Below are 19,770 nucleotides of genomic sequence, written 5' to 3'. Positions count from 1 at the left end.
ATCCGTGAGCGTGTCCATAGAGATGTTACATTTTGTTTCTATAACATCTTTGTACGATTTAACAACACGGTAACTATGTAAATCGGAGTTGAAACCAATATTTAACTTAACAATGTTAACTCGATCACTCCGTTAACCGAGTTTTCCTGCAATCTCATTTAATTCTGTCGGGCTCATCCCAAAACTGCCGTACCCAGCCGACAAGTGCAGCAACGCCGCCCCTGTTCATCGAAAACGACGATTTCCCAGCTCTGATTTTGCCGCCCAAGATGCAGCGGCTGGCAGACGCCGCGTACCTTGCCTTCAGACACCGGGCGATGATGGGTGGCGTTAAGTTCCGTGCCCACCACACACTGCCCGTCACGGGTCATCATAAATCCGGCCATCGATCCCAGCGTTTCAGCCAGCGCCGCCGACGCGCCGCCATGCAGCAGGCCAAACGGCTGATGAGTACGGGTATCAACCGGCATTTCGGCTTCCAGCACATCATCTCCCAGACGGGTATACACAATTCCCAGATGCGCCACCATTGTGTTATCGCTGGTGGCGTTCAGTTCGTCGAGCGTTAAATGGCGTTTCCAGATCATGCTTATGCCCCCAGCGTTGAGCCGCCATCGACCACAATATCCTGTAGGGTGATATGGCTGGCGAGGTCAGAGGCGAGGAACAAAATCGTGTTGGCGATCTCTTGTGGACGGGCGATTTTCCCCAGCGGAATGCCGAGTTTAAACTGCTCGCCAAAGCCGCGAATACGCTGTTCTTCGGCGTCATCGCTCACCCACAGCGTGCGTTGCATATCGGTGTCGGTGGAGCCAGGCGAAACCACATTACAGCGCACGCCGCTACCCGCCAGTTCCAGCCCGACGCTCAACGCCAGGCTTTTCAGCGCCGCTTTCGATGCGCCATAAGCACTCATACCAATACGCGGCGTGTGTGCGGCGTCGGACGCCACAGTGACAATCGCCCCGCCCCGCTGACGGCGAAACTGGTTCATGGTTTGCTGGAACAGGTTAAACGCACCGCCGACGTTAACCGCAAAAGTCTGCTGCCAGTCCTCTTTACTGAGCTGATCGGTCGCGCCCATGCGCAAAATTCCCGCCGCATTGATCAGCACGTCCAGTCGCTCCGTTTCAGCTAACAGTCGCTGACATACCTGCGCCACCTGCCCGGCGTCGGCAACATCCATTACTTCGGTCGCAAAGGGATATTGCTCCTGAGTGAACGCTTGATCAAAACCTGTAACTTTCGCTCCCGCCTCAACAAACGCCAGCGCCGTGGCGTAGCCGATACCTTTACCTGCGCCGGTTACCCAGACATTTTTACCGCTGAAATCCATTATTTAACCTCGCGGGAGAGTAGCTTCCACCAGGCGTCGATGGTCGGGTTTTTCGCCAGCATGACAAAGTCGATATCACCATGCACTTTGCGCCAGCGCGCCGCCAGCGCCATCATGCGCACCGAATCCAGACCGTAGTCGATCAGGTTGTCGTCATCGAACGGTTCATCGGACTCGTCCAGCAACGGCAGGATAACCTCACGCAGCGCCGCTTTGCTGGCGGGGACTGGTGCTGGCAGTAATTCTTCAGTCATCACCACCCGGCCAGACCGCCCGGCCACATATTTCAGCGACATCAAATGCTCGTCACGGCTGAAATCGGCCAGCGCATCCGCCACCATAAACGGTTTAATATCGCGCATAAATGCGTCGGTTGCGGTGGTCATACAGCCAATGTGGGCATATACCCCGGTAATAATCAGCTGGTTACGTCCACTCTCTTTGAGCATTTGCTCCAGCGGAGAACGATGAAACGCGCTGTAGCGCCACTTCACCAGCACCGTGTCGTCGGCATCTGGCGTCAGGCGATCCACCACCTTTTGCTGTTCCGGCGAACGGGTCAGGCCCGGCCCCCACATATCATTCAACAGCGCCCGATCTTCATCGCTCTGCTCTTTCGGCTGGGCGGTGTAATAAACCGGGATATTGTGCTGTTTGCTGTAGTCGCGCAGCGCAGCAATATTCGCGATCACCTGCTCCATCATCGGGCAGTTCTCGCCCCAGAAGCTGACAAAATAGTCCTGCATATCATGGATTAACAACGCGGCACGTTGCAGTTCAAAGGCCCAGTCAACTTTATTCTGCGGAATATCGTGAGACTCCGGCAGTGCGTAAGCCTGTAATTTTGGAATAGCCATCGTGTTCTCTCCTTCAGGCTGATGCGCGTGACGCCAGCCACTGACTTAATTGTTTTTTATCGACTTTCCCGACCGCCGTCAGCGGAAGTGAATCTACACACTCCACGCGATCCGGTAATTTAAATTCGGCAATACCCTGTTCACGCAGGAAACGACGCACCTGCACCGCGCGCAGCGCTCTTTTACCACCAGATAAGCACAGCTTTTTTCGCCCATCAGCTCATCTTCCATGCTCACCAGTGCGGCATAGATCACCGCCGGATGGCGCAGCAGCAGGTTTTCGATCTCTTCGGCAGCGATCTTCTCGCCGCCACGGTTGATCTGATCTTTCTCGCGCCCCTGCACGGTGATGTAACCCTCTGGATCAATAGAGATCAGATCGCCGGAACAGTAAAAACCGTTGGCATCAAAGGCGCTGGCATTGTGCTGCGGACTTTTGTAATAACCGCGGAAGGTGTACGGCCCGCGCGTCATCAGGCGTCCGACTTCCCCTTGCGGCAGTGGATTTCCTTCGGCATCGGCAACCCACACTTCATCGTCCGGACACATTGGGTAACCCTGGGTATGGATAATTTTCTCCGCGCTATCATCAAGACGGGTGTAGTTCACCAGCCCTTCCGCCATGCCAAACACCTGCTGCAACTGGCAGCCAATCTCAGCGGGAATACGCGCCGCAAGGGTGGCAGAAAGACGTGCGCCGCCGACCTGTAACAGTTTCAGCGAGGCAAGCTGCGCCCGGCTTTCGCCTTCAGCCAGCGCCTGCAACCACAGGCTGACTGCCGGCGGCACCAGCGCGGTGACGTTCACCTGATGTTTTTCAATCAATGGGAAGCAAAGCGTAGCGCTGGGATCGGCCGCCAGAACAACCGTTCCTCCGGCAAGAAAGACGCCCAGCGATCCTGGCGAACTCATGGCGTAGTTATGAGCCGCCGGGATCGCGCACAAGTAGCGCGTCTGTTGTGTGAACTGACAAATCTCGACGCTACGACGCACGCTGTAGTAGTAGTCGTTATGAGTGCGCGGGATCAGCTTCGGTGTACCGGTGGTGCCGCCGGAAAGCTGGAAATAGGCCACTTCATCAGCAGGTGATGGCGTGGCAGTAAAACCGTCTGCCGGATGGTTAATCGCATCCTGCAAGTTATGCTCACCGCTGTCGTTGTGCAGTTGCACCACGCGAATGGAGGAATGTTCTGTGACGAAAGTATTGAGGAAATCATCCCCGCTAAACAGCGCATGTTGGCGATCGGCAATCAGCAATGCGGGTTCAATCTGGCTGGCATAGGCGTTCAGTTCACTACGCTGATGGCTGAACAACGCCAGCACCGGCGCAACGCCCAGTTTCAGCAGCGCGAAAAAGGTAATATACAATTCAGCGACGTTACCCAGTTGTACCAGCGCGGTTTCACCAGGTTTAATGCCCTGACGGCGTAAAGTACACGCGAGGTTATCCGCCGCCTGATTCAGCTCCCGGTAACTCAACTGTAGCTCGCCGTCGATAACCGCGATGCTGTCACTCGCAGCGTGGCGAGTCAGAATGTCGGTCAGCGGCAAATCCTGCCAGTAGCCTTTTTCCCGATAGCGACGGGCAAACTCTTCCGGCCAGCGGGTGAATGGAATGCTCATCCTCGCTCCTTAATGCAATCCAAAAACATTCAACATGGTAGAAAGTTTGACGCCTGTTTCGCGCCACTCACCCAACGGTGACGACGCAGGCACAATCCCCGCTCCGGCAAACAGACGCACCTGATTTTCCCGCAGCTTCGCACAGCGGATGGTCACCACCCATTCGCCGTTACCTTCGCTGTCACACCAACCCACAATGCCGCCAAACAGTTCGCGGTCGAACGGCTCCAGTTCAGCAATAACCTGAGTCGCGGCCTGATGCGGGAAACCGCTCAGCGCGGGGGTCGGATGCAGCAGACAGGCCAGAGTCAGTGCGTTTTCTTGCGAATTCGCTTTACCTTCAAAGGGAGTTGCGAGATGCCACAGCGTCGGCGTGGTAATCAATTGTGGAGAGGAGGGAACGTGTAACTCACTACTGCGTTCGCGCAGTACCTCTTTCATCGCCTGAGTCACCAGTTCATGTTCATGGCGATCTTTTTCTGACGCCAGCAGACGATTACCCGCTTCGCGATCGAGCACTTCATCCGGCTGACGACGCGCGGAACCGGCTAACGGAATGGAGCTAAAACGCTCGCCGTCTTTACGTAGCAGCAGTTCCGGGCTGGCCCCCAGCAGGACGCCACCATCAGCCAGCGGGATATGGAAGTTGTAACTAACCGGGTTTTGCGCAATCAACCGTTCCAGCAATACGCCACTATCAATGGCGGCGTCAGTGGTGATATCAATCAACCGTGACAACACCACTTTGTCGACCTGCGGCGTGGCGGTAAGTGCGGCAGCGCGGGCAACCATCTGTTCAAACGTGGTTTGTTCCGGAATTGCCTGGCGTTCCACCACATTCAGCGACTGGCTGCGGGTGAAACGGCGGGCGGAAGCTTGTTTTTCCTGACGGGAGAACGACTGCCAGGATTCAGGAATATACAGCGACGAAGGCTGACGTGGATCGAAGGGAATCGCCCCGACCATCACCGGATTTTTGATGCCCTGCACTTTGGCATCGGCAAACAGCGCGGCGAGTTTTTGCTGGAAGGGACTGTCGGGCGAATCCCCGTTCACAGCCGGTTCATCGAAGCGGGCGAAACATCCTGACGTCGTAAAACTGCGGTACGGCGACATAAAGAAAAAGCGATTGGGCGCAAGTGTTGCCATGGTCTGCTGTACTTCCTCAGCCAGTGACGTATCCATATCATCCTCCACAAAATAATAAAGGCTTTAATAATGATTATCATTTATATTTTCGGTCGCTAACCTAAAAGCAAACGCGCACTATGTCAACTCTTGAGGTAACGCAATCTGCAACTCGGGGTTGCATCTGGTTGTGGTTACAATGAAAATGAGAAGCATTATTGATGGATTCGCATAAGCGCAATGTGATGTCCTGCGCCGTTCTTCCCCCTCTCCCTTCCAGGGAGAGGGCTGGGGTGAGGGTCAATATTCGCACCAGTGCTGGCTGTTCCCATCACCCTAACCCTCTCCCCAAAGGGGCGAGGGTACGGATAGTGCGCTTTGTCGAATTTGTCATTACGCCCTTAACCTTATTAATAACAGGAAGCTGATTTGTGAGACTCGCCCCGCTCTACCGCAACGCCCTTCTATTAACAGGACTTTTGCTTTCCGGAATAGCCGCAGTTCAGGCCGCCGACTGGCCGCGTCAGATTACTGACAGCCGGGGCACTCATACCCTGGAAAGCCAGCCGCAGCGTATTGTTTCCACCAGCGTCACCCTGACCGGCTCACTGCTGGCGATTGATGCTCCGGTGATTGCCAGCGGCGCGACCACGCCAAATAACCGCGTCGCGGATGACCAGGGCTTTTTACGCCAGTGGAGCAAGGTGGCGAAAGAACGCAAACTACAACGGCTCTATATCGGCGAACCGAGCGCCGAAGCCGTTGCCGCGCAAATGCCGGATCTGATTTTAATTAGCGCAACCGGCGGGGATTCGGCGCTGGCGCTGTATGATCAGCTTTCTACCATCGCCCCGACATTAATCATCAATTACGACGACAAAAGCTGGCAGTCGCTGTTAACGCAGCTTGGCGAAATTACCGGGCATGAGAAACAAGCGGCAGAGCGGATTGCACAGTTTGATAAGCAACTGGCAGCGGCGAAAGAGCAAATCAAATTACCGCCGCAGCCGGTCACTGCTATTGTCTATACCGCCGCTGCACACAGTGCCAATCTCTGGACGCCGGAATCAGCACAAGGGCAGATGCTGGAACAACTCGGCTTTACGCTGGCGAAATTGCCCACAGGGTTAAACGCCAGCCAAAGCCAGGGCAAACGCCATGACATCATTCAGCTTGGTGGAGAAAATCTGGCTGCAGGGTTAAATGGCGAGTCACTATTCCTGTTCGCCGGTGATCAGAAAGACGCCGATGCGATTTATGCCAATCCACTGCTCGCGCACCTGCCCGCAGTACAAAACAAGCAGGTTTATGCGCTGGGAACCGAGACGTTCCGCCTGGATTACTACAGCGCCATGCAAGTGCTGGAACGACTTAAGGCGCTGTTTTAAGCATTAACTGTCGGACGCTGTCACCTGCGGCGGCGTCTGGCGAAAACGTCGCAACTCCACCAGCACCAGCAATAACAACACGCCGATAATCAACAAACCAAAACCGCTCGCGCTTGCGGAAGCAACCGGTGTCATCATCGCTCCCAGACCGCCTAACAGCGCCGCGCCTATGGCATCGCCCGTCACGTTTTGTGCCGTCCACAAACCGTTGATTCGCCCTAACATTGCTTCCGGCGTTTGCGTTTGCAGCATTGTATATTGCAGCAACGAACTGACCGCACTCAGCCAGCCGAACAGCACCAGACAAACCACGCCTAAAATCCACATCGGCATCAGGCCAAATAAACCAATGGCGAGGAACGATCCCAACGTGGAGAGCAACATCAACAATCCTGGTCGCGCGCTATGCGCCAGTTTCCCACTGGTTAATGCGCCAATAGCCGCACCGAGCGGGATCGCCGCATAGAGAAAACCAATCTCTGCCGCCGACATCTGCCAGTTGTCAGCCAGCGCCGGATACAGTACCCGCACCGCGCTCGCCATCGTCAATAAACCACCCAGCAACGCAATCCCGCCCACCAGCGGGCTGGCGAGCAGAAAACGAAATCCTGCCAGTAATGATTTCAACGGATGCTCGCGCGGCTGCGGTGGCGGTGGCAACGCCGGAAGGCTTAACAACGGTAGCAAGGTAATAAACGTGCCCGCCGCCGCCAGCCCGTAGTTCCAGGCTACGCCACCGGTCGCCAGCAATAAACCGCCAATCATGGGCGAAATCACCGACCCCAGACGCACGGTCAACATGGTGATCGCCCCGGCCTGCATTAAGTTTTCACGCCCTACCAGTGCTGGTGTCGCCGCCAATAGCGCTGTAACGCCAAGCGATGCGAAAAAACCATCCCATAAACCAAGTAAATAGATTGCCAGCAATGACGGCTCCGGCAGCAGTGCATTAAGGCACAGTCCAATGAAGCCAATGCCACAGGTGCCGCGCGCCAGCAAAATCACTTTTTTGCGCTCATAGCGATCCGCCAGCACACCGCCAACCATCAGGCCAACAAACATCGCGCCGCCGGTCAGCGTCACCGAAAGCCCCACCTGCCAGGTAGAATGCGTCATCATCTGGATCTGCACCGGCACCGCGACGCCGAGCAAACCCAGAGACACAATTGAGATAAAACGAGCGAGGAATACTGCGCGAAACGCCGGGTGCGTTTTCAACAGGCTGAGGTTAAGCAGCCAGGATTGTTTATTCATTACAATGCCTTGCCATCAAATATTTTAAATACCTATTCTTAGGCTGCACATGCTAACATATCCAAATAAGATCGATAACGATAATTAATTTCATTATCATGGAAGTTCGTATGTCTGGTTCTGTTGCCGTGACACGCGCCATTGCCGTGCCCGGATTGCTGTTATTACTGATTATCGCGACGGCATTAAGCCTGCTCATTGGGGCAAAATCACTCCCCGCTTCCGTAGTGCTGGAGGCCTTCTCCGGCACCTGCCAGAGCGCCGACTGCACCATCGTGCTCGACGCGCGACTGCCGCGCACCCTTGCCGGTTTACTGGCAGGCGGCGCGCTTGGCCTTGCCGGGGCGTTGATGCAAACCCTCACCCGAAATCCACTTGCCGACCCCGGCTTGCTTGGCGTGAACGCCGGAGCCAGCTTTGCCATTGTGCTGGGTGCGGCGCTGTTTGGTTACTCATCCGCGCAGGAACAACTGGCGATGGCCTTCGCCGGGGCGCTGGTGGCCTCATTGATTGTTGCCTTTACCGGCAGTCAGGGCTGCGGGCAGTTAAGTCCGGTGCGTTTAACCCTGGCGGGCGTGGCGCTGGCGGCAGTGCTGGAAGGGCTGACCAGCGGCATCGCCCTGCTTAATCCTGACGTCTACGATCAACTGCGTTTCTGGCAAGCCGGTTCGCTGGATATTCGCAATCTACATACCTTAAAAGTGGTGCTGATCCCGGTGCTGATCGCCGGAGCAACCGCGCTATTACTGAGCCGCGCGCTGAACAGTTTAAGCCTCGGCAGCGACACCGCGACGGCGCTGGGCAGTCGCGTGGCGCGCACACAGTTAATTGGTCTGCTGGCGATTACCGTGCTTTGTGGTAGTGCGACAGCGGTAGTTGGCCCGATTGCCTTTATTGGCCTGATGATGCCGCATATGGCGCGTTGGCTGGTGGGTGCCGATCATCGCTGGTCGCTGCCCGTAACGCTGCTTGCTACCCCTGCCCTGCTGCTGTTTGCCGATATCATCGGGCGGGTGATTGTGCCCGGTGAACTGCGCGTTTCTGTGGTCAGTGCCTTTATTGGTGCACCGGTGCTGATCTTCCTCGTGCGACGTAAAACGCGAGGTGGTGCATGATTTACGTCTCTCGCCGATTACTCATCACCTGTTTGCTGCTTATTTCCGCCTGTGTGGTTGCAGGTATCTGGGGATTACGCAGCGGTGCCGTCACGCTGGAAACCTCGCAGGTATTCGCCGCGCTGATGGGCGATGCGCCGCGCAGTATGACGATGGTGGTCACCGAATGGCGTTTACCACGCGTGCTGATGGCGCTGTTGATTGGCGCGGCACTGGGCGTCAGCGGTGCGATTTTTCAGTCGCTGATGCGTAACCCGCTCGGCAGCCCTGACGTAATGGGCTTTAACACCGGGGCGTGGAGCGGCGTGCTGGTGGCGATGGTGCTGTTTGGTCAGGACCTGACGGCTATCGCGCTGGCAGCAATGGTGGGCGGCATTGTCACTTCTCTGTTGGTCTGGCTGCTCGCCTGGCGTAACGGTATCGACACCTTTCGGTTGATTATTATCGGCATCGGCGTTCGCGCCATGCTGGTGGCCTTTAATACTTGGCTGTTGCTGAAAGCGTCTTTAGAAACGGCGCTAACAGCGGGTTTGTGGAATGCCGGATCGCTCAATGGCCTGACGTGGGCAAAAACTTCGCCTTCCGCACCCATCATTATATTGATGCTCATTGCCGCCGCCTTGCTGGTGCGGCGAATGCGCTTGCTGGAGATGGGCGATGATACCGCCTGCGCGCTGGGCGTCAGCGTCGAGCGTTCGCGTCTGTTAATGATGCTGGTTGCAGTGGTGCTTACCGCTGCGGCAACGGCGCTTGCCGGGCCGATTTCCTTTATTGCTTTAGTCGCGCCGCACATTGCCCGACGCATTAGCGGCACCGCTCGCTGGGGGCTGACCCAGGCGGCGCTGTGCGGAGCGCTGTTACTGCTGGCGGCCGATCTCTGCGCCCAACAACTGTTTATGCCGTATCAACTTCCGGTTGGCGTCGTTACCGTCAGCCTCGGCGGTATTTACCTTATCGTCTTGTTAATTCAGGAGTCTCGCAAAAAATGACCGAATCAGTAGCCCGTTTGCGCGGCGAACAGTTAACCCTGGGATATGGCAAATATACCGTTGCGGAAAATCTGACTGTAGAAATTCCTGATGGTCACTTCACGGCAATTATCGGACCAAATGGCTGTGGTAAATCCACGTTACTGCGTACCTTAAGCCGCCTGATGACGCCTGCTCACGGGCATGTCTGGCTGGATGGCGAGCACATTCAACATTACGCCAGTAAAGAAGTTGCACGCCGGATTGGTCTGTTGGCGCAAAATGCTACCACGCCGGGCGATATCACCGTGCAGGAGCTGGTGGCGCGTGGACGTTATCCGCATCAACCGCTGTTTACCCACTGGCGCAAAGAGGATGAAGAAGCGGTAACGAAAGCGATGCAGGCCACGGGAATAACTCATCTGGCAGATCAAAGCGTGGATACCCTTTCTGGCGGACAACGCCAGCGAGCGTGGATCGCGATGGTGCTGGCCCAGGAAACGGCAATTATGCTGCTCGACGAACCCACGACCTGGCTGGATATCAGTCATCAGATTGATCTACTGGAACTGTTAAGCGAACTGAACCGCGAGAAAGGCTATACCCTGGCGGCGGTGCTGCACGATCTTAATCAGGCCTGTCGTTACGCCAGCCATTTGATTGCATTGCGGGAAGGGAAAATTGTTGCTCAGGGAGCGCCGAAGGAGATTGTCACTGCTGAACTGATTGAGCGCATTTATGGTCTGCGATGCATGATCATTGACGATCCGGTAGCCGGAACGCCGCTTGTGGTGCCGCTCGAACGAACGGCACCTTCAACCGCAAATAGTTAAACTAAGTGGTCTGCCATCATGGCATCCTGTTTTCTGGATGCCATCGCATAGCGCAATAACACGCTACCACAAGCCACCATCCCGCCGATCAGCGCGGAAAGGATCACAATAATCGCCTTACCCGGACCGTCTTTTTTCACTGGCAATGACGGGCTTAACTGATATTTAAACGGCGTAAAATTCACATCGTTGACATTTGCTTTTGTTAATTGCTCGACAAGATACTGCCGATTACGTAATTCACCGTTCAGTTCCGCAACGTCAGTAACCGCTTTTTCAATTTCCAGTTTGCGTTCAATACCGTATGCGCCGAGAGAAATAGAGAAATCGGGGTCATCTTTAACGGCCTGACCATTACTGTATACGGGCTTTTTAATTCCTGCCGCGTTGGCAATGTCGAGTGAATAATTGAGGCGCTGAATGTTTGCATCAAGTTGATTTTTCGTTTTAATGCGATCCTGAGCCAGTTTTTCTTTTTCAAACTGGGTTTTGATCTCCAGTTTATTACGGACGTTTTCTATCGACTCTTTCACCACCAACGCAGAGATATAATCGATATACCCGCTCAAAACGGTCTGCGCCTCTTTACTGGTTGGCGCGGTAAAACTTAGCGTCCAGGAGGTATACAGTGACGGTTCATCTTTTTTCTTACTGGCATTGTCATCAACCGCTTTCATTTTTTCGCTCAATGCAACAATAGCGCGATGCAAATCCAGTTCATCGATTTTCGCCTCTTTTAATTGGTCCATCACATAAGGTGATGAACGCAAGTACTCTTCCAGCAAGCTAACAGACTGAAACTTCTTGATAAACAGGTTAAATGCACCGCCACGGTCGATATTAACATCGAGATCAAGAACGCGGAGTTTGGTAAAGGTTTTCTCCAGGTCCTGCCACTGAATGGCTTCGGCGGGAGTAATAACGGCTGAGCTGGTCCATTTTTGCGGCAGGATGAAAGAGATCAGTAAACCTGCGCAGGCAAATGCAAAAACGACCGCCATGACCGTTTTTTTGGCCCGCCATAAAACTTCGATTAGATTAAGTAAATCAATTTCATTACTACTGGGCGACGCCAGAGGATACTCGGAAAAATGAGCGTCACTTCCCTGTTTAATATTCAGTGATGACATGGGTATAACCTGAAAATGAGTCCAATAGGGGGAAATCTCCACGGCGCTCACTTTACCAGTTGGTGAGAATTATCCGAAGCTGAAGTTTGTAAATTCCTTCCACTGAATGCAACATTCACTCTATTTAAGAGAATTATTCATCAAACCTATAAATCAAACAAATAAAAAACCCATAATTATTTTCTGTAATTATGGGTTTATAGATAATATTAATTTACCTGTTTAGCGTTGCGCGAATAATCGGCCCAATTTTTACAAACGCCCCTGGAGAGATAATATCCACATGCGCACAATCCTGACGATAGATATCCAGCTCGGCAATCCAGGGCGACCAAGCGCGTTCGGGGCTCATACCTTCCTGAAGCGTGCGTTCAGCAACAAACAGCGTCGCTTTACCATCAAACGGTACGCTATGAGCAGTCGTCAGCAGACGCACAGCATCAGCGTAGTTGCCTTCAATGGTGGTAAACAACTCCGTTGAAGTACTTCCCTGCTGTGCCGCCAGGAAGGCCTCGCGTTCGCGGTTAATCTCCGCCAGCACTTCCGGGTCCAGACCATTAGCCTCTTTTTCCTGCCAGTTTTGCGTTTCTGGCGGCCAGGTATCCAGCAAACCAAGAAATGCCACCTGTTCGCCACGGGCACGCAGTCGCGCCGCAATGCCCTGCGCCAGCGTACCGCCAAGGGAATACCCCAGCAGGTAATAAGGGCCGTGCGGTTGTTGTTCAAGTAACGTTGCCAGATGCGCTTCACAGACTTCATCCAGATTTGCCGCGGTATGCATGGGGCCATTGGGGCGCGGCGACTGAATGCCGATAATCGACCATTGTGGATCGATATAACGCGAGAGCACGCTAAACTGCCAGGCAAAACCGGATGCCGGATGGAAACAAAACAGCGTCGGGCCATTACCTTCACGCAACGGCAGAATGGTTTCGAATCCCATACGCCGGGTGCTGTCTTCTTCAGCATCAATAATCGTTGCCAGTTTAGCGACGGTTGACGCGACCATCACTTGCCCCGGCGTCACCTGGCGGGCAACCTGCCGACTTAACTGCGCTGCCAGTTTCATTGCCAGTAGCGAATGACCGCCAAGCGCAAAGAAATCAGCATCGGCATCCTGCACCTCACAACCCAGCAACGACGCGAATGCCGCGGCAATAATCGTTTCACTGCCCGCTTTTGGCGCACGCCCCGGCGCTTGTGCCTTCAGTTCAGGCAACGGTAAGGCTTTGCGATCCAGCTTGCCGTTGGCGCTAAGAGGTAACAGTGGAAGTTGCAGCAGAACCACGGGCACCATATGTGGTGGCAATGTTTCGCGAAGCTGCGCCTGTAATGCGCTGGTATCCAACGGCAGACCTGATTGCGACACCAGATAGCCCACCAACTGACGCGCATCACCACCGGTGGCTGCCGCCTGGTTAATCACACAGGCGTGGGTAACGGCTTGTTCGACATCCGGCAGCGCCTGCATCACGCGATCGATTTCGCCCAGTTCAATACGCTGCCCGCGAATTTTTAGCTGATCGTCACTGCGCCCGAGGTACTCCACCGCGCCGTTATCCAGCCAGCGGGCAACGTCTCCGGTACGGTACATCCGTTCACCAGGGACAAAAGGATCGGCAATAAAGCGGCTGGCGGTCAGATCGGGTCGTCCAAGATACCCCTGCGCCAGTTGAATGCCGGTGAGATAGAGATCACCCGCCACACCCGGCGGCACCGGATGCATCATCGCATCAAGAATACGCAGACCCGTATTCCATACCGGATAACCAATCGGCACACTGCTGCCGCGCACCTGTGCCAGTTCCTCGCCAAAAGCCGGATACCAGCTGACATCTACCGCCGCTTCCGTCGGGCCATATAGATTATGCAACGGCACGCTGGTTAACTGTTGCCATTCGCGGCATAAATCAGCCGGTAAGGCCTCACCACTACAGAAAACCTGTTTCAACGTCGCGCAACTCTGGCGAGCGGTTTGCGGCGTCAGCGATGCAACAAATGCTGCCAGCATCGACGGCACAAAGTGCGTGGTCGTTACGCCATATTCGGCAAAGAATTGCTGCATAGCGAGCGGGTCGCGGTGCGCTTCCGGTTCAGCCATCACCAGTTTAGCCCCGGCAATAAACGGCCAGAAAAACTCCCACACCGAGACATCAAAACTGCACGGCGTTTTTTGGGCAACGACATCTTCGCCTGTAAGCAGATAATGATTTTGCATCCACAACAGGCGGTTAACGATAGCCGTCTGCCCGACCATTACCCCTTTCGGCCTGCCGGTGGAGCCAGAGGTAAAGATGATATAAGCCGTGTGATGCGGTTGTGAAAGTTGCAGCGGCGCACTGCCCTGCGGTTTAAGCGGGGCGTTATAGCAAAGGTTGGTTAAATCTGGAACATCGGCAAAGCGCGGCAGTTGATCGTCGGTGGTGATTAACAGCGACGGACGCGCATCTTCCAGCATCATTTTCAGGCGATCGTCCGGATAGCCGGTATCCAGCGGTAGCCAGGCCGCGCCAGCTTCAACTATCGCATGTAGCGCCAGGGTCAAAAAGACCGAGCGCGGTAGCGCCACCGCCACGCTGTCGCCCGGTTTAACGCCACGCTCACGCAGCAGATTCGCCAGCGCCACCACCTGCTCGCGCATTTCCCGATAGCTGAACTGGTAACGCGCATCTGCCAGCGCCGGAGCATCCGGTGTTTTTGCCGCTTGTTCTGCCACCAGCGCGCTCAGCGTGTTTTCTGGAATCTCAACCTGAGTGGCGTTGATCTGCGCCAGCTGCGCATACTCACCTGGCAGCATAATATCGACATCGCCGCACAACAGCGCCGGATCCGCGGCGAACTGGGCAATCAGCATTTTCAGGCGTTCAGCATGCTGGATTAACGTTGGCTCATCGTAACGCTGTTTATTGGCGAGGATCTCAATACTCAAATCACCGTGTTCATCCGGGAACAGGGCCAGTTCAAGGTCATTAACCGGACCGGTTGCCAAGGTATGGGTTTGCGCCTGAACACCAGGAATATCCAGTTGGTAATCAAATACCTTGATATTGAGTACCGGACCAAACAGCGGTTCATCACCTGCCGCTCGCCCGCTGTCACGGACAATTTGTTCGGCATCGTAACGTTGATGACGACGCATTTTTTTCAGTTGTGCTGCCAGTCGGGTTGCCAGTTCCGGCAGCGTTTCTTGCGCCGCAATGTGAATACCCAACGGCAAAACGTTGAGCACGGGTCCGGTAGCCGTCAGCGCCGCCGAGCCCAGTCGACGCATAAAGATAAATCCAGCGGCGTAGTCCATGCGATTGCACAATCGCCCCAGCCACAAAGCCGTCAGCGCAAGGGCTAAATCGGTACGCTGCACACCTGAAAGTTGCGTAGCCAACTGGCGGAATTCCCCGTCGGTAAATTCCATTTTCAGACGTAAAATATCTGCCGAAGCGCTGCGCCCCGGTAAAGGTGCCGGAGAAAGTGACGCGGGCGGCGGCAGTTGACGACGCTGTTCTGCCCAGAATGCCGCATCACGCTGCCAGGCTTCGCTTTCGCGGTATTGCTGGTACTCTTCCACTACATCAGCGAAAGGCGTAAACGGCGAAGCAGGCGTTGGTTCGCCACGCAGCCATGTGCAGTAAATATTGGCGATCTGGCGGGTAATGGCCGGGAAACTGAAGCCATCGACCAGCAAATGGTGATAACGCTGATACCAGTACCAGCGGTTATCCGCCACCTGTATCAGCTGATGAAAGACCAGTGGTTTACCGCTATCGACGCGCAGATCTTGTTGCAAATCCGCCTGCATTAATGCCTGCGCAGTACCGTGCGGATCAATGTTGGTTCGCAGGTCGATAATTTCTGGCAGTTCGAACGTCAGCGCATCATCGACCCACTGCCAGACTTCGCCGTTATCTTCCGTAAAACGCATCCGCAGCGTATCTGCTTGCGCTAGTCCGTCAACCACCGCGCGGGCCAGTAATGGCGCATCAACCTCTCCGGTTAACTCAACGTAATGCGCTACGCTCCAGGCGGAGGGTAAATCCGACAGTTTTTCTGCCATCCAGATGCCGGGCTGTGCGGCGACCAAAGGTAAATGCTGGCTCATTGCGCCTCCTGCAACTGGGTGAAATTCGCCGGTGTCAGAGTACGCCAGTGGGCTTCAAGCCACTGCTGGCAGGACTCTTGTGACTGCGGCTGACACACAATGTCCCAGCCTGCCGGTAAGGCGCATTGTTGCGGCCACAGACTGAATTGCCCCTGCGCATTGCGCAAAATGTAAAACGCTCCCTGTGGATCATCGAAGGGATTACTGAATGCCATATTCAACTCCTGTCATGGAAAAGTGGTTGCCAGAGGTCGATTAGCCCCTGCATCAAGCCACCGCGCCAACAAAGCGCATCATGTCCGCCGTCAACCTGACGCCAGAAAATGGATTCTTTTATGGGGTGTAATTGCGCATACAGCGCCTGATTGGCCCGCATAATCATCGGCTCGCGAATACCCGCTTCCAGCACAATGCGCAGACCTTCGGCGCTAACTTCACCAGCTTTAAGCTTTTCAAGTAACACGCCCTCTTGCTGCCCGCCCCGATGCGGCCACCAGTACGATCCTGACTGGCTTAATACACAACCAAAACGTTCAGGCCAGTGCAGTCCGGCATACAGCGCGGAAAGTCCACCAAAACTCTGCCCGGCAACCACGGTGCGATCGGCGCGATCGCTAAAAGGGGCAATAGCTTTCACCAGGGGTAATAACTCTTGCTGTACTGCGAGCCAGAAATCCGCATTACACGGCAGTTCGTGAGCGCGGTGCGTGGTGTCGATAGCGTCGATCAACACATACACGGCGGGAGGAAGTTGCTGACGATGGGTCAGCGAAGTCAGCACTGGCCAGACGGGCATACTTTGCGCCCAAAATTCGCCATCGAGCAAAACTGCCAGCGGGCGTTCTTCTGCTGTTGCATCGCCGGTGGTAAAAATCCATACACGACGTGAATTTTTCAACCGTTCACTTTTCCAGATAATTTCTTTGGCTGGTATTTCTGGCGCTTGCGGACAATCCCATCCCGGTTGCAGAGGCGCTTGCGGCATTTCGAGTGCAGAAACAGCGTGCCCTCGCCCGCCTTTCCAGCTTTGTGGATTCAGCGGATCGGCTATTGCCTGGGGTAATAGTTTTCGCCAGCCTTCACGTAATTCGAGGCGATCGGGGGATGGTGCAGAAAAAATGTCATCGCGTTCGGTGGGAATAAAGCAGTAGCTGCCGCGCCAGTTGGCATTGAGTTGTGTCGTCCACTGCCAGACATCAGTACCTGCAATGCGCTGCATCGACTGGGGCTGGCTGTTCTGATGATGATCGGTCACACCAGTGATGTAGACCCATACGCGCTTTATCGGCGAGTATTCTTCAGAACCTTGGGGATCACGCCACCAGAAAGTGACCTCAAACATTTCGTCATTCAGACGCTGCCATTCCGGGCCATGTTTCGACTGCCACCAGCTCTCACTTCCTACTTTTAACGCCGTCACACCATAACCCCATGTTTACTGTGCAATTTTTCATTGATTGCAGAAATATATTGATAATATTATTGATAACTATTTGCATTTGCAATAGCGTAATGGCGCGCCGTGGGAAGCGCGGACATTAATTAACCAACTGCACTGCGTGTCTTTCAGGATCAAAGGTTTTCGCGGTAGCGGGATGCGTCGTGTTGAGGACGACCATGCCCGACAGTTGCAATTCGTGGCAAAAATGCAGGAATAAAACAATGAACAAGAAGATTCATTCCCTGGCCTTGTTGGTCAATCTGGGGATTTATGGGGTAGCGCAGGCACAAGAGCCGACCGATACTCCTGTTTCACATGACGATACCATTGTCGTTACCGCCGCCGAGCAGAACTTGCAGGCACCTGGCGTTTCGACCATCACCGCAGATGAAATCCGCAAAAACCCGGTTGCCCGCGATGTGTCGGAGATCATCCGTACCATGCCAGGCGTTAACCTGACCGGTAACTCCACCAGTGGTCAGCGTGGGAATAACCGACAGATTGATATTCGCGGTATGGGTCCGGAAAACACGCTGATTTTAATTGACGGCAAACCGGTCAGCAGCCGTAACTCGGTGCGTCAGGGCTGGCGTGGCGAGCGCGATACCCGTGGTGATACTTCCCGGGTGCCGCCTGAAATGATTGAACGTATTGAAGTTCTGCGTGGTCCGGCTGCAGCGCGTTATGGCAACGGCGCGGCGGGTGGCGTAGTTAACATCATTACCAAAAAAGGCAGCGGTGAGTGGCACGGTTCCTGGGACGCTTATTTCAATGCGCCAGAACATAAAGAGGAAGGTGCCACTAAACGCACCAACTTCAGTCTGACCGGCCCGCTGGGCGACGAATTCAGCTTCCGCTTGTATGGCAACCTCGACAAAACCCAGGCTGACGCGTGGGATATCAACCAGGGCCATCAGTCCGCGCGTGCCGGAACGTATGCCACGACGTTACCAGCCGGGCGCGAAGGGGTGATCAACAAAGATATTAATGGCGTGGTGCGCTGGGACTTCGCGCCTCTGCAATCACTCGAACTGGAAGCGGGTTACAGCCGCCAGGGTAACCTGTATGCGGGCGATACCCAGAACACCAACTCTGACGCTTACACTCGCTCGAAATATGGCGATGAAACCAACCGCCTGTATCGCCAGAACTACTCGCTGACCTGGAACGGTGGCTGGGATAACGGAGTGACCACCAGCAACTGGGTGCAGTATGAACACACCCGTAACTCGCGTATTCCGGAAGGTCTGGCGGGCGGTACCGAAGGGAAATTTAACGAAAAAGCGACACAGGATTTCGTCGATATCGATCTTGATGACGTGATGCTGCACAGCGAAGTTAACCTGCCGATTGATTTCCTCGTTAACCAAACGCTGACGCTGGGTACGGAGTGGAATCAGCAACGGATGAAGGACTTGAGTTCCAATACCCAGGCGCTGACCGGGGCGAACACCGGCGGCGCTATTGATGGTGTGAGTGCCACCGACCGTAGCCCGTATTCAAAAGCAGAAATTTTCTCGCTATTTGCCGAAAACAACATGGAGCTGACTGACAGCACCATCGTAACGCCGGGGCTGCGTTTCGATCATCACAGTATTGTCGGCAATAACTGGAGCCCGGCGCTGAACATATCGCAAGGTTTAGGCGATGACTTCACGCTGAAAATGGGCATTGCCCGCGCCTATAAAGCGCCGAGCCTGTACCAGACTAACCCGAACTACATTCTCTACAGTAAAGGTCAGGGCTGCTATGCCAGCGCGGGCGGCTGCTATCTGCAAGGTAACGATGACCTGAAAGCAGAAACCAGCATCAACAAAGAGATTGGTCTGGAGTTCAAACGCGACGGCTGGCTGGCGGGCGTCACCTGGTTCCGTAACGATTATCGCAATAAGATTGAAGCGGGCTATGTGGCTGTAGGGCAAAACGCAGTCGGCACCGATCTCTATCAGTGGGATAACGTGCCGAAAGCAGTGGTTGAAGGTCTGGAAGGATCGTTAAACGTACCAGTTAGCGAAACGGTGATGTGGACCAATAACATCACTTATATGCTGAAGAGTGAAAACAAAACCACGGGCGACCGTTTGTCGATCATCCCGGAGTACACGTTGAACTCAACGCTGAGCTGGCAGGCGCGGGAAGATTTGTCGATGCAAACGACCTTCACCTGGTACGGTAAGCAGCAGCCGAAAAAATACAACTACAAAGGTCAGCCAGCGGTTGGCCCGGAAACCAAAGAAATCAGTCCTTACAGCATTGTGGGTCTGAGCGCGACCTGGGATGTGACGAAGAATGTCAGTCTGACCGGCGGCGTGGACAACCTGTTCGACAAACGTTTGTGGCGTGCGGGTAATGCCCAGACCACGGGCGATCTGGCAGGGGCCAACTATATCGCGGGTGCCGGGGCGTATACCTATAACGAGCCGGGACGTACGTGGTACATGAGCGTAAACACTCACTTCTGATGCTAACGTCAGATTGTTGACAAAGTGCGCGTCGTTCATGCCGGATGCGGCGTGAACGCCTTATCCGGCCTACAAAAATCTTGCCAATTCAATATATTGCAGGACCATGTAGGCCTGATAAGCGTAGCGCATCAGGCAG

General features: G+C 54.6%; 14 protein-coding genes and 1 pseudogene. 5 read left to right on the top strand and 10 right to left on the bottom strand.

The window, feature by feature from the left end; translation table 11 throughout:
• Window positions 1-173 precede the first annotated feature (173 nt).
• From entH to entC, 5 genes and pseudogenes are all read right to left on the bottom strand, one after another.
• On the bottom strand, window positions 174-587 hold the full coding sequence (gene entH / locus BGK49_RS07635; RefSeq protein WP_000637953.1) for a proofreading thioesterase EntH: 414 nt from the start codon (window positions 585-587) through the stop codon (window positions 174-176).
• A 2-nt stretch (window positions 588-589) separates the two neighbouring features.
• Window positions 590-1,336 (bottom strand): 2,3-dihydro-2,3-dihydroxybenzoate dehydrogenase EntA, encoded by a 747-nt coding sequence (entA, locus tag BGK49_RS07630; protein ID WP_000347664.1) that lies wholly within the window; start codon window positions 1,334-1,336, stop codon window positions 590-592.
• A complete protein-coding gene (gene entB / locus BGK49_RS07625; RefSeq protein ID WP_001007131.1) occupies window positions 1,336-2,193 on the bottom strand; it encodes an enterobactin biosynthesis bifunctional isochorismatase/aryl carrier protein EntB in 858 nt (285 codons plus the stop codon). Before entB ends, entA begins: the two co-directional genes overlap by 1 nt.
• A 13-nt stretch (window positions 2,194-2,206) precedes the next feature.
• A pseudogene (gene entE, locus BGK49_RS07620) lies at window positions 2,207-3,816 on the bottom strand ((2,3-dihydroxybenzoyl)adenylate synthase EntE).
• Window positions 3,817-3,825: 9 nt separating this feature from the next.
• Complete coding sequence (gene entC / locus BGK49_RS07615) at window positions 3,826-5,001, bottom strand: isochorismate synthase EntC (protein WP_005024896.1); 1,176 nt, start codon at window positions 4,999-5,001, stop codon at window positions 3,826-3,828.
• A 374-nt stretch (window positions 5,002-5,375) separates the two neighbouring features.
• Between entC and fepB the strand changes: the two genes are divergently transcribed.
• Window positions 5,376-6,332, top strand: a complete 957-nt coding sequence (fepB, locus tag BGK49_RS07610; RefSeq protein WP_001234317.1) for a Fe2+-enterobactin ABC transporter substrate-binding protein — start codon at window positions 5,376-5,378, stop codon at window positions 6,330-6,332.
• Between the two features lie 3 nt (window positions 6,333-6,335).
• Here fepB and entS read toward each other — a convergent pair whose 3' ends face one another.
• Complete coding sequence (gene entS, locus BGK49_RS07605) at window positions 6,336-7,586, bottom strand: enterobactin transporter EntS (RefSeq protein ID WP_001041776.1); 1,251 nt, start codon at window positions 7,584-7,586, stop codon at window positions 6,336-6,338.
• Window positions 7,587-7,696: 110 nt separating this feature from the next.
• On the opposite strand from entS, the gene fepD reads away from it, so the two are divergent.
• The 3 genes from fepD to fepC are packed head-to-tail and all read left to right on the top strand — an operon-like array spanning window position 7,697 to window position 10,502.
• Window positions 7,697-8,701, top strand: a complete 1,005-nt coding sequence (gene fepD / locus BGK49_RS07600) for a Fe(3+)-siderophore ABC transporter permease (RefSeq protein WP_005024900.1) — start codon at window positions 7,697-7,699, stop codon at window positions 8,699-8,701.
• Complete coding sequence (gene fepG, locus BGK49_RS07595) at window positions 8,698-9,690, top strand: iron-enterobactin ABC transporter permease (protein ID WP_000640969.1); 993 nt, start codon at window positions 8,698-8,700, stop codon at window positions 9,688-9,690. Before fepD ends, fepG begins: the two co-directional genes overlap by 4 nt.
• The gene (fepC, locus tag BGK49_RS07590; RefSeq protein ID WP_000140632.1) at window positions 9,687-10,502 is read left to right on the top strand and encodes an iron-enterobactin ABC transporter ATP-binding protein; all 816 of its coding nucleotides are present in this window, start codon (window positions 9,687-9,689) and stop codon (window positions 10,500-10,502) included. The genes fepG and fepC overlap by 4 nt, the downstream gene beginning before the upstream one ends.
• On the opposite strand, the gene wzz(fepE) is transcribed toward fepC, so the two are convergent.
• From wzz(fepE) to fes, 4 genes are all read right to left on the bottom strand, one after another.
• Window positions 10,499-11,632 (bottom strand): LPS O-antigen length regulator Wzz(fepE), encoded by a 1,134-nt coding sequence (wzz(fepE), locus tag BGK49_RS07585; protein WP_000096749.1) that lies wholly within the window; start codon window positions 11,630-11,632, stop codon window positions 10,499-10,501. The two genes, fepC and wzz(fepE), sit on opposite strands and share 4 nt — an antisense overlap.
• 214 nt (window positions 11,633-11,846) lie before the next feature.
• The gene (gene entF / locus BGK49_RS07580) at window positions 11,847-15,728 is read right to left on the bottom strand and encodes an enterobactin non-ribosomal peptide synthetase EntF (protein ID WP_069375715.1); all 3,882 of its coding nucleotides are present in this window, start codon (window positions 15,726-15,728) and stop codon (window positions 11,847-11,849) included.
• On the bottom strand, window positions 15,725-15,943 hold the full coding sequence (gene ybdZ, locus BGK49_RS07575) for an enterobactin biosynthesis protein YbdZ (protein WP_000885782.1): 219 nt from the start codon (window positions 15,941-15,943) through the stop codon (window positions 15,725-15,727). Before ybdZ ends, entF begins: the two co-directional genes overlap by 4 nt.
• A gap of 2 nt (window positions 15,944-15,945) precedes the next feature.
• Window positions 15,946-17,148: an enterochelin esterase gene (gene fes, locus BGK49_RS07570; protein WP_000125803.1), complete on the bottom strand. Its 1,203-nt coding sequence runs from the start codon at window positions 17,146-17,148 to the stop codon at window positions 15,946-15,948.
• A 242-nt stretch (window positions 17,149-17,390) separates the two neighbouring features.
• Between fes and fepA the strand changes: the two genes are divergently transcribed.
• Complete coding sequence (fepA, locus tag BGK49_RS07565; RefSeq protein WP_001034867.1) at window positions 17,391-19,631, top strand: siderophore enterobactin receptor FepA; 2,241 nt, start codon at window positions 17,391-17,393, stop codon at window positions 19,629-19,631.
• The last annotated feature ends 139 nt before the right edge of the window (window positions 19,632-19,770 follow it).

Source organism: Shigella sp. FC1544 (assembly GCF_001722145.1).
GTDB lineage: Bacteria > Pseudomonadota > Gammaproteobacteria > Enterobacterales > Enterobacteriaceae > Escherichia > Escherichia coli.
The sequence above is the reverse complement of the archived record's forward strand: the minus strand, read 5'-3'. Positions and strand labels throughout refer to the sequence as shown.

Excerpts from the sequence above, each read along its gene's own strand:
- entH (WP_000637953.1), bottom strand. The coding sequence starts at position 587 with ATGATCTGGAAACGCCATTTAACGCTCGACGAACTGAACGCCACCAGC.
- entA (WP_000347664.1), bottom strand. The coding sequence starts at position 1,336 with ATGGATTTCAGCGGTAAAAATGTCTGGGTAACCGGCGCAGGTAAAGGT.
- entB (WP_001007131.1), bottom strand. The coding sequence starts at position 2,193 with ATGGCTATTCCAAAATTACAGGCTTACGCACTGCCGGAGTCTCACGAT.
- entC (WP_005024896.1), bottom strand. The coding sequence starts at position 5,001 with ATGGATACGTCACTGGCTGAGGAAGTACAGCAGACCATGGCAACACTT.
- entS (WP_001041776.1), bottom strand. The coding sequence starts at position 7,586 with ATGAATAAACAATCCTGGCTGCTTAACCTCAGCCTGTTGAAAACGCAC.
- fepD (WP_005024900.1), top strand. The coding sequence starts at position 7,697 with ATGTCTGGTTCTGTTGCCGTGACACGCGCCATTGCCGTGCCCGGATTG.
- fepG (WP_000640969.1), top strand. The coding sequence starts at position 8,698 with ATGATTTACGTCTCTCGCCGATTACTCATCACCTGTTTGCTGCTTATT.
- fepC (WP_000140632.1), top strand. The coding sequence starts at position 9,687 with ATGACCGAATCAGTAGCCCGTTTGCGCGGCGAACAGTTAACCCTGGGA.
- entF (WP_069375715.1), bottom strand. The coding sequence starts at position 15,728 with ATGAGCCAGCATTTACCTTTGGTCGCCGCACAGCCCGGCATCTGGATG.
- ybdZ (WP_000885782.1), bottom strand. The coding sequence starts at position 15,943 with ATGGCATTCAGTAATCCCTTCGATGATCCACAGGGAGCGTTTTACATT.
- fepA (WP_001034867.1), top strand. The coding sequence starts at position 17,391 with ATGAACAAGAAGATTCATTCCCTGGCCTTGTTGGTCAATCTGGGGATT.